A 14,065-nucleotide genomic window follows, 5' to 3' on the forward strand; every position below is an offset into this window, starting at 1 on the left:
GGTGCCCTTATAGATATGCTTATCCGCATTGGCATTGCCGATGCCATCGCAATTGTCGGAATGGGTTGATGGGTGAAGAGCGTGGTAATGGCCGGCGGGCGCTGATCACCGGCATCACCAGCCAGGATGGTGCCTATCTGGCAGCGTTGCTGCTGGAGAAGGGGTATCGGGTGACCGGCACGCTGCGCCCCGGCGGCACACCCTTATCGCGCGCCTGGCGACTGGAGGAGATGGGGCTGCTGGGCCGAATCACGACGGTGACGGTCGATCTGTCGGATGGGCGTGCGGTTTCGTGGCTTCTGGACGATCATATGCCCGACGAAATCTATCACCTCGCCGCACACAGCTCCGTTCACTCCTCCTTCCATATCCCGGCGGAAACCTTCGCCAGCAATGCTGTCGCTACCACCAACCTGCTGGAGGTGATCCGCACCCGCCGCCCGGACACCCGCTTCTACCACGCCTCGACATCGGAAATGTTCGGCGACGCGCCGGAGGTGCCGCAGACGGAAACGACGCTGTTCCGTCCGCGCAGCCCCTATGCCGTGGCGAAGGTTGCCGCGCATCAGATGACGACCCTTTACCGCATCGCCTATGGCCTGTTCTGCGTCAACGGCATCCTGTTCAACCACGAATCACCGCTGCGCGGCCCGGAATTCGTGACGGCCAAGATCGTGCGCAGCCTGACCCGCTGGGCTGCGGGCCATCAGGCGGAACCGATGACATTGGGGCGTCTGGATGCGCGGCGTGACTGGGGCTTTGCCGGTGACTACGTGCGCGGCATGTGGTCGATGCTGCAGGTCGATCGGGCCGACGATTATCTTCTGGCCACAGGGCGGACCTGGAGCGTGCGCGACTTCGTTTCCCTGACGGCGCAGGCCCTGAATATCCGCTTGCATTGGCAGGGGGCGGGGGCAGGCGAAACCGCCATCGATCTGGACAGCGGCCACACCTGTGTCATGGTCGATCCGGCCCTGTTTCGCCCGGCAGAGGTTGGCGAACTGCGCGGGGACAGCCGCAAGGCGCGTCAACGCCTGGGCTGGTCCCCGACCGCCGACCTTCCCGCCGTCATCGCCATGATGGTGAAGGCCGAACAGGCCCGCCAGGGGCTAAGTCAGTTGGCTCTCAGGGGATGATGGTGACCGGCTCGCCATTGGCGGGATTGGCCATGACGACGCTGACCCGGCTGCTTTCGGGCACCGAAAGGTCATAGGTCACGCCGCTGGACAGATAGGCGAAGCAGGCAACATGCACTGTGCCTTCCTGGCTATCTGCCGGTTGACGTTGCAGCGGACATTGCTGCCCGCCAATGGTCAGTTCACGGAGCTTGCCTGCCTGCGCCGGACCCAATGTCAGCTCAATACGATGCACACCTTCGCGCCCGGGTGTGAAGCTGCAACGCCCGGCTGCGGTCATCATACAGTCTTCGGCCTTTTCTTCGGTCGCTGCCTGGGCGGGGGCAACGGGCGCAAATACCAACGTGGCCGTGGCCATCATCAGGCCCACGGACCAACGGAACAAGGAAAACATGGAAACCTCGTCACAAACTTTTAACCAACGCCCCGCGACCTGAATAAGGCATGAACAGATAGGTAATCAACCCCTGAATTGTAGCGTAATTGTTATACTTCCGCCTTATACCCGGTGGGCAGGCCATCAAGCTATCGATGCTGTGGCAAGGAAAGGCGTGACGCGCCGGGGCCGCCCATGCTTAAAGAGGGGGGAACGGATCGGGAATAGCATCATGTCGGCAGAAGAAGATATCGTCGAACGCCTGCGCCGCCGCGCGGCCCGCGCCCGCGACCGCTACCCGGACGAAGCCGAAGATCCGGCGACTCTGGTTGGCGGTCTCATCCAGGATTATGAGGCCGCTGCGGAGGAGATTCAGCGCATGCGGGATGCCCTGAAAGACCTTTCCAGGCAGGCACTGCGGGCCATGCTGGGTTGAAAGATCATGTCATTTCAGGGATTTGGCGGTAATTTGCATTTTATCCAACGAAGCATTTGCACCGGCTGAACCGATGCGCTATGGTCCGCGCCGCTTGGGATTGATTCCCAACGCCGGCATGGACCCGTAGCTCAGCTGGATAGAGCGCTGCCCTCCGAAGGCAGAGGCCGATGGTTCGAATCCATTCGGGTCCGCCACTTTTCTTCAATGAAATATCAGGTGAGCTACTGCTTGGTAACGTGATCGCAAAGATCGGCGATTACGGTGTGTCGAGGGCCCATAGATGGGGCGGAGGCGTCGGCACGCACGTGTCTGGGTGCCGACGGTTGTTCCGGTTGATCACAGCGCCTTGAAGGTGAAGTTGGAGAATTTGGCGGTGCCTGTGCCGGCGGCGTAGATCCCAGGGCGCAGCATCAGGAAGCCGCCGCGGACATTATGGTGGTAGCCCGACACTTCCATACCGCGATCAAACCGGGTCCAGGTCTTGCCGCCGTCGCCGCTGAAATCATAATAGACGATATGCCGATCATTGGTGGTGCGCATGCGCATCCTATTGCCGAGCGGATTACCAGGACGCCCCCGTTCAATGCCATATTGATGGGTCACGAACCGCTTCTCATCGAATCCGACACCGCAATAAAGCTTTTCATCATAGAAAAGCACCATGCCGGCGACACCGCCCGCCTCGATTTCGATATCGCATTCGAACTGGTACGAGGTGTCACCGGCCACCAGCAGCAGGGGTGAACTGTCCTTCGGCGCCGTTCCGCTGGCGACCAGGCTGAGCGTGCCATTGGCGATGCTGGCGCGGCTGTTTTCGGTCGGGCCGGGTTTGAAGAAGTTCCACTTGGTTCCGATCTGGAGCACCTTGAAATCGTCCGACAGGGCCATGCCATGTGGCACCCTGCGCCCGCCCTTGGGGGCCGGCAGAGGCTGGGACAGATCGCCGCCCGTCATGCGGAACCAGCCATCCGCCGTCCATTCCACAGGATCCAGCAGCGTCTGCCGGCCCAAGGTCCAATACCCATTCTCAAACCCGTGATAGACCGACCACCAGTCGCCCGCCGGTCCTTCGACCAGGGTGGCATGGCCGCGCGACCACCAATATTCATCATTGCTGATGGTGCGCACGATGGGATTGTGGGGGCAATCCTCCCACGGGCCATGGATGGATCTGGCGCGTGCGGCGATCACCATATGGCCTGTCGGCGGACCGGCGGTGCCGCCGACAGCCGTGATCATGTAGAAATATTCGCCATGCCGCATGATCTTCGGCCCCTCGGGCGAGAAGCCTTCGACAATCCAATCGGAAGGGTAACGCCAGGGGTTATAGACCCTCTCCGGCTCTCCCACCGTGGACAGGCCGTCATCCGATAGGCGGATGCGGTTTCCGCCCGACAGGAACAACCAGCGCGAACCGTCCTCGCCCACGGCATGGCCGGGGTCGATGAAGCCGGACAGGCCCAGATATTTCGGATCGCTCCACGGGCCCTCAATCTTGTCCGCCCAGATCACATAGGTGCCGGTTGGATTGCCCTTCACGGGGATGTACAGAAAGTATCGGTTATTGTGCTTGATCAATTCCGGCGCCCAAACGGACCCTAGATTTTTCGTCAGCGCCGCCGTCACCGGTCTCCAGTTCAACAGGTCCTGGGAATGCCAGATGACCAGACCCGGATAGCTGTCGAAGGTGGAGAAGGTGATGTAGTAATCCTTTCCATCCTTAAGGATGGTCGGATCGGGATGGTCGCCGGAAAACAGCGGGTTCAGGAAACGGCCATCACCCAGATCGGGCTTGCGCTGATTGTCCAGGCCCCGCGCCCATTGCGGCCCCCCCGGCTTGCCCGGGGGGATGCAGGCCGCAGTCTGGGCCGCGGACGCCGCGTCAACGGGGCCGGCGGCAAGGCCCGCACCCCCCATCAGGGCCAGGCCAAGCGCGTTGCGACGGGAAATCTCGGTCATCTTTTCTTCTCTCGTCGATCGATGAGGGATCAAAGGGCTGTCACATTCATGCCGGAACCGGTGCGCGTGACCCGTACTGGCTTATTCGCGTCCAGTTCCACATCCATTACCTGATTGCCCAGGCGGATACGGTGCGGTCCCGCAACCTGCGCTTCCAGCAGTGCCTGATCCAGCTTGCCGCCCGACCAGGATAGGTCAACCCGGACCGCGCCGCGCGCCCGCAGTCCGCTGATCGCCCCCCTGGACCACGCCGCAGGCAGGGCTGGCAGCAGATGGATTTCGTTCCGGCGGCTGCGCAGCAGCATTTCGGTGATGCCCGAGGTGCCGCCAAAATTTCCGTCGATCTGAAACGGCGGGTGGCTGTCGAACAGGTTGGGATAGGTGCGGTTGGGCCGCAGCAGCATGCGCAGAACATGATGCGCATGCTCGCCATCACCCAGTCGCGCCCACAGGTTCAACCGCCAGCCAATACCCCAGCCGGTAGCCTCATCACCCCGGATCTCAAGCGTCTTGCGTGCCGCCGCCGCCAGTTCCGGCGTGTCGAATATGTCGATCTGGCCGCTGGGATACAGCGCATACAGGTGGGAGACATGGCGATGATGAAGATCGGGGGCCAGCATGTCCCAATCGCCGATCCATTCCTGCAACTGCCCGGCCCGACCGATCTGATCGGGGGCCAGCCGAGCGCGGGTCTTGGCGGCCTGCTCACGGAATTCCGGATCATGGTCCAGGATTTCGGCGGCCTTGATGCAATTACCGAACAGATCGCGCAGGATCTGCTGATCCATGGCGGGACCGGCCACCAGGGAGGAGCCCAGATGGTGGTCATTCTCAGGCGACAAGGACGGGCTGGTCATCAGATAGCCGGTCCTGGCATCCGCCACCAGCGTATCCAGGAAGAATTCCGCCGCCCCTTTCATAAGGGGATAGATCGAGGCCAGGAAAACCTTGTCCCGGCCATAATCGTAATGATCCCAAAGATGCAGGCACAGCCAGGCCCCGCCCGTGGGCCACGTGCCGAACTTGGCCCGGTCAATGGGAGCCGTGGCCCGCCACAGGTCGGTATTGTGATGGGCCATCCAGCCGCGTGCGCCATACATGTCGCGTGCCGTGCGCGCGCCGGTCTGCGCGATATCGCGGATCATGGCGACCAGTGGTTCCACCATTTCCGGCAGCGATGTTGGCTCGACCGGCCAGTAATTCATCTGTGTATTGATATTGATGGTGTATTTGCTGCCCCAACTGGGCTTCAGACTGTCATTCCAGATGCCCTGCAGGTTGGCCGGCTGTGTGCCGGGCCGTGACGAGCAGATCAGCAGATACCGGCCGAACTGATGGTAAAGGGCAGCCAGCGCCGGATCGTTCAGCGCTTCGCTGTTACGCACCCGCTCATCGGTGGGCAGGTCGGCGGCGGCAGTCCTGCCCAGGTCGATGGACATCCGGCGGAACAGGGCGCGGTGGGCGGCCAGGTGCGTGTCCAGCAATTGCACGAACGGCTTGGCCGCCGCCGCCTGGATCTGCCCGCTGGCGATGAGGTCGGGGTCGGCCGTGACATCATCGTAGCGACGATAAGATGTGGCCGCCGCCAGCAGCAGCACCAGGCTCTGTGCACCTCTCACTGTCAGATGATCGTCCCCACTGTCCAGGCTGCCGCCCGCCGGCAGGGCGCGGACCAGACAAGTGAAACGCAGTGCACCCGCAACACCATGCTGTTCCCCATTGCGGCCCCACATTGCCAGAAGGTCAGGGGCGTCGGCCTTGATCGCCGTCCCCTTATGCGGGGTGGACAGCCTCACATCCACGTCGATCCTGCCCGACCCTTCCGCCGACAGACGGATGATCAGCACCTGATCAATGGGCGAGGCCAAGATCTCCCGCCTGTAAACCGTGTCGCCAACGCGAAAATGCGTGGTAGCGACGGCACTATCCAGGTCCAGGTCGCGGCGGTAGTCGGTGGCTTCTCCCAGTCCCGGAAATTCCAGCCAAAGGTCGCCCATTGTCTGGTACGACATCTGGCGAAGAGGTTTTGCCATTATCCTGGCATTCACTACGGCTTCAGCCTCGGCGAACCTGCCCTGGGCAATCAATGCGCGCACCTGCGGCAGGGCGGCCTTCGCCTCTGGATTGACGGGGTTATAGGGGCCGCCGGACCAGAGCGTATCTTCGTTAAGCTGTAACCGTTCCTTGGTGATGCCGCCAAAGACCATGGCGCCCAGCCTGCCATTGCCAATGGCCAGCGCCTCCGTCCAGACCGTGGCCGGCTGTCGGTACCACAGTGTCAGGGGATCGGCGAGCGGAGCCGAAAGGGTGGCTGCCTCACTCATCTGGGTCTGAACCAGAACCGGAGCGGTCAGGGCGGTAGCACCCATGCCCTTAAGGGTCTGTCTGCGGGTCCAAGTTTTCATCGCTGCTCTGGTTCCTGTCATACGGTTCCAACGGCTGGATGGAGATGCGCAGGCAGAGGGAGTGCTTGGATTAATGCCTGGTCACGGCCTGATGTGTTGCTACCGGTGTCATTTGGTTGCTTTTACAGCGGCCTTTTGCTGGCCGCATGTGACCTCGACATTGCCTGATCAATCATCGCTGGATGAGTATCCGCGATGCAAGATATCGGGGCTTTGCGGGTGCTCCGTCCATCACGTTTCGTCTCCCCGGTACGCATCATTCTTACTTGCTTGATAGCGCTACCATATGGGCCCTCCGTTGCCCCGTCAACCCGCTGTCGGCGTTATCTGTTCGAAATATTCGATCAGCAGTTCTGTCAGCACCCGTACTTACGGGCCGGATGCTGGCCTGGCGGGCGGATGACATAGGCGCCGGCGGGGGTGGCGGGTGGCGCGTCATGACGGGAACCAGCGCACCCAACGCCACATGCGGGTCGGTCAACCCGTCAGGAAGATAGACGATCCCCAGCCCCGCAATGGCGGCAGCGAGAAGGGCGGTGCCATTGTTAGCCTTGAAGCGCCCTTGCGGAAGTCCGGGATTTCCGGTCTGTGGGCGTAAAAAGTGCCGGGCTTGGTGTATAGCCGGCCCGGCACCCGTAATCGTTGGTCGGATTGCCCCGATGCCGTCAGCCTGGAATGTCGCCCCACGTCCTGGGCACGGGTTGACTTTGCTGCTTGCCCCGTTTCTTGCTGCCCGGTGTGGCCGACAACGCTTTGGCATCGGCGGGCGGGTTGAACAACTGACAGGGTGGAGGGTTGTTCACCATGGCGTCAGCCACCTGGTTCCATGTCTTGGCCGGGTCAGGCTTTTCCATGGAGAAGCTGGTGTAATGCTGGCTGACGATCGGTGCGAATGGATAGGGGGGAATGTTGGGCGGCGTGGGCGACTGGTCCGGTGGCACCGGGAGGCCGGGGAACCCCGAGAAATAGAAGCTTTGCGGGTGGCGATAGGGGGCAGCCGTTTTGTCTGTCGCGTCCGGCGTATAGGCAGAATAGAAGGCGTAGCCGAACATGATGTCGCCCTTCGCGGTACGATCCGGCGAGACGCCCACCTGTGTTACCGCTCCGGTTTCCCGGCTGATCCACACCGAATAGCCCTGAATCTTATCGGGCATGTTGTTGCTGTCGACCTTGGAATAGGGCAGGTGCTGGATGAAGTTGCGCCGCGGGGGATGGTTCAGCGGCGAGAACAGGCAGACCTTGGGCATCCAAGCTGGGCGGTCCTCATAAGTGACGAAGAACGCACGGTTGCCCATGGAGACAAAGGCGCAGGAAAAGCTGTTGTCGATGGGGAAGATCGGCAGGCACTTCTTCTCGTAATATTCCATCATGGCGCCCGAGCCGGTGCCACCCGTCCAGGTGCTGTCATAATAGGTCCAGCCCTTGGACGTGGTATATTCGGTGCCCGCGGGCGGCGCGCCATTATAGGGCGGAGAGTGTTTCTCATACCCTTTCGTCACCACATACATGTCCCAACTGGCAGTCCAGTAGACCGGATAGAGCGGATCGCTGGGTTCCCCTTCCGACCGCGCCACCAGACAGTCGGCCGGATCGCAATTGGAATAAACGGCGGGGTTATGCACCCCGCGTGTGGAATAGACGGGGCTGACGGGGCCGCTTTCGGTGTCCGCCGTGACTGGCATGGACGCCGAAAGCAGCAGCAACAGGACACCGGCGGCGCGGGCCGGAATGGTGTGCGCAACCATAATTGTTCCCTCCGGTCATAAGGCGGATCAGATGGACGGCTGATAACGGAAGGCCAAACCCGTCGACTTGTCGGGTGAGCCGGGCAGCGGGGTTTCCAGGACCTGCTGTGCCAGCAGGCGCAGTTCATACATGATGCCCATGGTCCGGTTGATGGCGTCCGGCGTGCCGTTGAATGTTTCGTGCAGGGCGCGCAGCAGGCTGGTATAGGCTGCCGCGAATTGCAGCGACACATGCTGTGCCCGTGACCCTGCCGGCAGGGCTTCGGGGTCCGGGTTCTCCTGCATGTTCCAGACATTGCGCGTGTCCAGCGTGAGGGGGGCACCGGAGAAGGAGTAGCCGTGTTCGGCGGCCGGATCAGCCACCAGCCGCTTGCCCTTCACGATCTGCTCAAACCGGTAGTAATGGGCGATGTCGCCTTCCATATCCAGGGGGCTGGTCGTTGTGCCCTCACCCTGCTGCACGATAACGTCGATGGCGGCGCAGGCGCTGTCAACGTCATGGATGCTGAACAGTTCGTCGGCGGGGAACCAGCTGTTATCCACCATCTGTGGCCCCGACGGATGTGCGAAGGCGATGGGGCCGAACTCCCTGATCTTGTCGGCAATTGCTTCATAGAATTCGCCGATGGTGGAATAGCTGGGGGCTTCGGCCACGGAGGATTTCAGTACCAGCGGCTGTGCCGGCTCCTCAATCTTCATGAACACGTCGCGGACCAGCTCAATAGAGCATTTGGCCAGCGGCACGATCAGACCGTTGCCAATGCCCATGGGCAGGGGACCCGGATATTTCGGCACGAAGGCAGGATTATCGATGGCTGGCCGTCCCCCCAGCGCGATCAGGAGGTTGGATGCGATGCTCATGTGGAGCATCTCTTCGATCAGCACCGACCGGATGATCTGCGCGACCGGCTGGTTGGTGCCCAGTTTCAGCGTGAAATAGGCGCAGAGATAGGTGGGGATCGTCGCATGTTCCAGTTCGATGGCGTTCTGTACCATCAGATGCAGATCGGCGGGCGTCGTGGCGGCGCGGACCTGGGCGACATATTTCGGATCAATCTTCAACATGGCCTGCTCCTCCCCCTCACGCCTTCACGCCCGGTGGCACGGGTGCCCCATGACCCATGCGGCGGATGGCCTTGCGAAGACCCGGACTGCCGCGACGGGTGGCGACGTCGCCCAGCACGGGCGGCGGGGCCGGCGGCTCCAGCGTCGAACTGGCCCTGGCCGGCGGCAATGCACCATAGCCGCCCGGCGCGTTCGTTAGGTACCCGCCAAGCCAGTCGACGATCATGCGAAGCTTGGCCTCTGACATGTCGCGCGTAGCCGGCATATAGTTGGGGTCCTCCGGCGGTCGGGTGAAAGCCAGATGCAGCAGGCGTGCATGCTGTACCACCGTGTCATAGTTGGAGAAGCTGAACAGCCCCCGGCTCATGATCGGGTACAGGTTGCCGTACTGGCTCAATACGGGTGCGATATCGGTGTCCCAACTGGGCGTGGCGGGCGGGTCGAACCCGTCGCGCACATGCACTGCCACCTGTTCGAACATGGGCAGCGGCGACTGCCCGTTGCCCGCTGGTACATAGTTGATTTCGTAAATCTGCCCGTCGATATAGCCACGCGGATTGCCGGGATCGGCGGCGTAGTAGGTGAGGGTGGCCACCCCCTTGTCATCGGCCAGGATGGCGGCGTCCATGCGCACCTTGTCAGCCGGCACATTGATGGTGGGGATCGGGGCCTGGGGCGGGTTGACCTGATCCGATCCGGCACCGCCGCTGGTATCGTCGGGTGCCGCCAGCGACACCTGGATGCTGGCCCCGGCGAACGGTGCGCCATAGCGCATGGCGTAGATGGTGGCCGTGCTGCTGGCCCAGCCCGTTACGGGTGCGTCCAGCCGCTGTATGAAATTATCGGCCCGCGCCCACTGCCCGCCATTGGTTTCGCGGATGCCAACAGTCCAGATCCCGTTCACCTGGATCAGCAGCGCCAGCGGGTGATCATCCACAAGCGCCTTGGCCGCGTCCGGCACCACCGCGTCGATGATACCAGCTGTTCCCTTGAACCAGTCGATGTTGCTGTAGCCAGACAAGGTTGCGATGGTGACATAGTCACCCGGTGCTGGTTTGTTGCCTTCATCAACAAGGGTGGCAATGCCGCCATCGGGCAAGATCTTGTCTGCCCGGGTCAGCACTACCAACTGGATATCGCCCAGATCCTGCGGAATGATGGGTTGACTATCGACCACGTCCGGCTGATCCGAAGCCAGCAGCCACAGTGGCAGGGCCATGCCGTAATCCACCGAAACCCGTTCATTACCGGCACTGAACGCGGCGTTCATATAGCCGATATTATAAGCGGATGCGGAGGGCGGCCCGTCACTGGCGTCGGCAAGGGCGGGGGAGAAGCGCCGCCCCGGCGCGAAGGTTTCCGGTTCCCCATCCTTCCATGGCGCGATCGTGCCCAGCAGCCTGCCATAGGTGAAGTTGGTGGTGTTCGGGCTTTTGGAATAGCCGTAGGTCATCAGGCTGATGGATAGCCGACCGCTATTGGCCGCCGCCTCTTGCTTCAGTGCCTTCAGCACGGGCGATGCGTCGGCATCGTCATGCCAGATCAGGTCGGTTAACACGCCGGTGAAACGGGCCGAAGCGCCAGGGCTGGAGCCCACGACCTTGCCCGTGGCCTTGTCCGTCAATCGTCCAAAATAGAGATCGCGGAAACAAGCCGGCGGCATGGTGCCGGACAGCAGCGTCCGTGTCCCGTCCGTCAACTCGATACGCAAGCCCCAGATGCCGGAGGCGAACTGATATTGCGGATCCAGATCGACCAGTTTCGCGGCAGTACGCGCCGCCTGCGTGGCGATGCGCAGGGACAGGGCGGCATCGCCCGTCGTAGCCTTTCCGGCCGGTCCCACTGCACCTGTGACAGCACAGTCCAGAAGGCGGAAAGTATTGCCGCCATCCGGGTTCCACCAGCCATTATAGGTCGTTTTCCCATCGGGATGCTGGACCCAGGATGACTGGAAGCGCGGCTCAAAGGTGGGGTTGCTGTAATTGCGGACATCATTGTTGACCGTGTTCACGTCGGCCTCAAAAAGGCCGCTGAAGGTCAAGCGCGGCAGGCTCAGGTAACTCATATACCCTCCACGGCCTTAGATAGAAACTTACCCGTATAAAAATCTCTCACAGGTGGGTTTCAACTGCACGTGAAAATTTATCAGGTGTATAACTTGTGATACTTATCCCGTAAAACACATTGCAAGTACAATGGCTTATGCGTAGTCTAGTTGGCAGAGGGCTGCGGACAAGCCCAATCCAATGCGCAGGTGAGGTGCGATGCGGGAAGTCCGAATGGGATGGGGACGGATGGGGCCTGGGCGGAGCATGGTGGGTTGGCTGGTCCTGCTGACCGGCCTGCTGGCGTTGATCCTGGTTCCCTTCGCCCTGCTGGATGCGCCCCTATCGATGGCGGTGACCGGCAAGCTGGATGGAACCAGAAGTCCTATAGTGGCAGCGGCGCTGGTCGTCAGTGCGCTCATGGCGGACATCCTGCTTCCAATACCGTCCAGCATTGTCTCCGTGGCGGCGGGTGCCCTGCTGGGCTGGGCCGGCGGCGCAATGGCGGTGACGGTGGGCATGATGCTGGGGGTCGTATCCGGTCACTGGCTGGGCCGCGCCGTCGGTCCCCGACTGCTGCCGCGCATGTTGCCGGAAAGGGAGCGGCAACGCCTTTTCCGGCTGGTCGCGCGGCATGGGGTCTGGATGGTCGCCGCCCTGCGTGCTGTCCCCGTCCTGGCGGAAGCGTCCGTTATCGTGGCGGGCATGGCCGGTGTGCCGCTTCTCCGCCTGTTGCCGACCTGTCTGGCATCCAGCATCTGCGTCGCCCTGCTTTATGCAGGGACCGGTGCGCTGGCCGCGCCCTGGTTCGGTGATGCTGTGCTGTTTCCAGCCGCCTTTGTGCTGGCCCTGCTGCCGCCCTCGCTGGCCTGGTTCGCTTCTCGTTTGATCCGCAAATCACCGGAATGACATCGCCGATGCCGATCACCCGTCTTCCCGCTGCTGCCCTTGCGCTGCTGGCCGCTGGACCTGCTCTGGCGTCCGATCCGGCACCCGATGCTACCCCCATCATCGTTGTCCGCTCGCGCCTACCGGTCACGACCGATCCAGGTGTGACGGTCCTGATGCCCAGAGCGGGGGACGTGGCGCTGTCGGCACTGCTGTCGCGCGCGCCGGGCCTGTTCGTGGAAGAGGGGGGTGGGCCGGGGGCCGTCGGGTCCATCCATCTGCGGGGCACCGATCCCAACCATACGGCCGTTCTAGTCGATGGTATCAAGCTGAACGATCCCACCAACAGCCGGGGCGGTTCGGCCGATGTCGGCGCGCTGCTTCTACAGGGGGTGGATCGGGTGGAGGTTGTGCGTGGCGCGCTGTCGACGGTCCATGGCGCGGACGCTTTGGGCGGGGTCATCGCCGTCGAGACGCGGGCCGGCACGTCCGACCCGTCCGGCGATATCGCCCTGACCCTGGGAAATGGCGACCATCATCAGGTGGAAGCGGCACTACGCGGTCCCCTGGGGCCGGTCCGGGCCAGCCTTTCGGCCGGCGACCTGCGGTCCGCCCGTGTTCCATCGGGCAATCGCCTGGATGCGCGGCAGGGCGTGTTGCGGTTCGACGGGGAGTGGGACGGCGGTTCGGCCAGCGCCAGCCTGCGCCGGCTGACCTATGACGCACGGGCCTTCCCGGACGATAGCGGCGGGGTGGAACGGGCCGTGAACCGGACGCTGGAACAGCGGGAGGGGGCGACCACGGCCGGCGGCACGCGACTGCGTTTCGCGCTACCGGGGTCCTTTGGCCTGTCGGTCGACGCGTCCGCCCTTCGCGTGCGAGAGGATACGGAGACGCCGGCGGTGGTCGGCGGTCCCGCCAATCCCGGTGGCCTTCCTGCGATGCGCGCCGACAATCGCTTCAACCGCCGCAACGGCACGGCGACGCTGCATTACGCGGCTGATAATGGTGTGCGCCTGTTGACGGGCCTGGGCCTTGAGCGAGAGGAGGGGCGCAGCGACGGCCGCCTGGATTTCGGCTTTTTCCAGCTGCCCAGCCGGTTCGACCTTTACCGCACTACCCGTTCTGCCTTTGCCGAGGCTGGATACCAGCCCGAAGCCGGATTTGGCGGCCAGGCCGGTCTGCGTCTGGACCGCGCTGGCGGTCATACCGAGACGACCCTGTCCGGCGGCCTTTCCTGGCGTGATCGGGACAATGTCGTTACCGCTGGCTATGGCGAAGGCTACAAGTTGCCCAGCTTCTATGCACTGGGCAATCCGCTGGTCGGCAATCCCGGACTGCGGCCCGAACGATCACGCAGCCTTGACGCAGCCTTTACGCACAGTCTGCGGGTCCTCCCGGGTGAGGCGTCGCTGCGCCTGTTCCACATGCGGATCCGCGACATTGTCGATTTTGAACCCGGCCCGCCGCCGCGTCTTGTGAACCGCCAGAGCCTGCGGGCCAGGGGGGCCGAATTGTCCCTCACGTTGCGGCCGGTGGACGGGTGGAGCGTGACGGGATTTGCCACGCACACAGATAGCCGCTTCGTCGATGGGTCGCCTGTGCGCGACCGGCCGCGCTGGCAGGCGGGCGGAGAGGTGGCCTGGACCTCCGGCCCCTGGCGTATGCGCGGCGGGTTGCGTCATACGGGGGCACTGCTGGACAGCGCCATCCCCACCGGCGATGTCCGGCTGGGTGCCTATCCGCTGCTGGACCTGTCGGTGGGCTGGACGCCCCTGGACGGGATCGACCTGGACCTCACGGCCCAGAATGCCCTGGATCGGCACTATCAGCAGCGTGTGGGTGTACCCGGCACGGACCGCCGCCTGCTGCTGATAGTGAAGGCCGGGTTCTAACTGGGTGGCGCAACTTGCGGCCGTGATAGATGTGCTGGATATTCCCCGCGCCCATATCATCGGTAACAGTTTCAGTGGTGCCGTCGCGCTTTCCATGGTCGCGAAGACCACA

At 62.9% G+C, this 14,065-nt stretch carries 11 protein-coding genes and 1 tRNA gene; 5 read left to right on the top strand and 7 right to left on the bottom strand.

Annotation, left to right across the window (positions count from 1 at the left end; all coding sequences use genetic code 11):
• Positions 1–68: 68 nt before the first annotated feature.
• Positions 69–1,136 (top strand): GDP-mannose 4,6-dehydratase, encoded by a 1,068-nt coding sequence (locus ABC729_RS21445; protein ID WP_495609644.1) that lies wholly within the window; start codon positions 69–71, stop codon positions 1,134–1,136.
• Here the strand turns inward: ABC729_RS21445 and ABC729_RS21450 are convergent.
• On the bottom strand, positions 1,126–1,419 hold the full coding sequence (locus ABC729_RS21450) for a hypothetical protein (protein ID WP_495609645.1): 294 nt from the start codon (positions 1,417–1,419) through the stop codon (positions 1,126–1,128). The genes ABC729_RS21445 and ABC729_RS21450 overlap by 11 nt on opposite strands.
• Positions 1,420–1,744: 325 nt before the next feature.
• Between ABC729_RS21450 and ABC729_RS21455 the strand changes: the two genes are divergently transcribed.
• The gene (locus ABC729_RS21455; RefSeq protein ID WP_495609646.1) at positions 1,745–1,948 is read left to right on the top strand and encodes a hypothetical protein; all 204 of its coding nucleotides are present in this window, start codon (positions 1,745–1,747) and stop codon (positions 1,946–1,948) included.
• 120 nt (positions 1,949–2,068) lie between these two features.
• Positions 2,069–2,145 (top strand) — tRNA-Arg (locus ABC729_RS21460).
• Positions 2,146–2,287: 142 nt separating this feature from the next.
• Here the strand turns inward: ABC729_RS21460 and ABC729_RS21465 are convergent.
• From ABC729_RS21465 to ABC729_RS21490, 6 genes are all read right to left on the bottom strand, one after another.
• Positions 2,288–3,910, bottom strand: coding sequence for a family 43 glycosylhydrolase (locus ABC729_RS21465; RefSeq protein ID WP_495609647.1), 1,623 nt, complete (start codon positions 3,908–3,910; stop codon positions 2,288–2,290).
• 29 nt (positions 3,911–3,939) lie between these two features.
• Complete coding sequence (locus tag ABC729_RS21470) at positions 3,940–6,315, bottom strand: glycosyl hydrolase family 95 catalytic domain-containing protein (protein ID WP_495609648.1); 2,376 nt, start codon at positions 6,313–6,315, stop codon at positions 3,940–3,942.
• Between the two features lie 262 nt (positions 6,316–6,577).
• The gene (locus ABC729_RS21475; RefSeq protein ID WP_495609649.1) at positions 6,578–7,075 is read right to left on the bottom strand and encodes a LysR substrate-binding domain-containing protein; all 498 of its coding nucleotides are present in this window, start codon (positions 7,073–7,075) and stop codon (positions 6,578–6,580) included.
• Entirely contained in the window at positions 6,981–8,060 is a 1,080-nt protein-coding gene (locus ABC729_RS21480; RefSeq protein WP_495609650.1) for a hypothetical protein, read from the bottom strand. The genes ABC729_RS21475 and ABC729_RS21480 overlap by 95 nt, the downstream gene beginning before the upstream one ends.
• A gap of 27 nt (positions 8,061–8,087) precedes the next feature.
• A complete protein-coding gene (locus ABC729_RS21485) occupies positions 8,088–9,125 on the bottom strand; it encodes a ferritin-like domain-containing protein (protein WP_495609651.1) in 1,038 nt (345 codons plus the stop codon).
• A gap of 16 nt (positions 9,126–9,141) precedes the next feature.
• Positions 9,142–11,190: a hypothetical protein gene (locus tag ABC729_RS21490; protein WP_495609652.1), complete on the bottom strand. Its 2,049-nt coding sequence runs from the start codon at positions 11,188–11,190 to the stop codon at positions 9,142–9,144.
• A 247-nt stretch (positions 11,191–11,437) separates the two neighbouring features.
• On the opposite strand from ABC729_RS21490, the gene ABC729_RS21495 reads away from it, so the two are divergent.
• Together ABC729_RS21495 and ABC729_RS21500 are read left to right on the top strand one after the other, a co-directional pair.
• On the top strand, positions 11,438–12,079 hold the full coding sequence (locus ABC729_RS21495) for a TVP38/TMEM64 family protein (protein ID WP_495609653.1): 642 nt from the start codon (positions 11,438–11,440) through the stop codon (positions 12,077–12,079).
• An 8-nt stretch (positions 12,080–12,087) separates the two neighbouring features.
• Positions 12,088–13,953: a TonB-dependent receptor plug domain-containing protein gene (locus ABC729_RS21500; RefSeq protein ID WP_495609654.1), complete on the top strand. Its 1,866-nt coding sequence runs from the start codon at positions 12,088–12,090 to the stop codon at positions 13,951–13,953.
• Positions 13,954–14,065 lie beyond the last annotated feature (112 nt).

Source organism: Niveispirillum sp. CC-CTL257, assembly GCF_059489915.1.